This window comes from Campylobacter coli LMG 9860 (assembly GCF_000254135.1).
Taxonomy (GTDB): domain Bacteria; phylum Campylobacterota; class Campylobacteria; order Campylobacterales; family Campylobacteraceae; genus Campylobacter_D; species Campylobacter_D coli.
On record NZ_AINS01000178.1, the window covers coordinates 1 to 325 of the forward strand.

The 325-nt window shown below is 25.8% G+C and carries 1 protein-coding gene; it reads right to left on the reverse strand.

Annotated features, from left to right (window positions below; all coding sequences use genetic code 11):
- Window positions 1-230 (reverse strand): EexN family lipoprotein (locus CCO88_RS10025; RefSeq protein ID WP_002841120.1); only part of this gene is annotated, 230 nt, incomplete at its 3' end.
- Window positions 231-325: the final 95 nt, after the last annotated feature.

Consider the following 325-nt stretch of genomic DNA (forward strand, 5'->3'; position numbering starts at 1 on the left):
TGTGGTTTGTAATCAAACGACTTAGAGTATCTTGCTTCATAAGCATTTGCACATTCTGTATCAGTTTTCGCAGAATTAGCATTTTTATCGCATTCTTTGATTTTAGCTTCTAATTCTGTAGCATTTTTTGGATCTTCGTAATATTGCACTGTTTTTGGCTCTGAAGAGCAAGCAGAAAAGACACCAGTAATAACTGCACCCAATAAAGCTAGTTTGATTGTATTTTTCATTTTTAATCCTTTTTTTGTATATTTATAGTAATTATAATATACTATTATTAACTAATAATATATAAAAAATATTTTTATATATTATTTATATATTA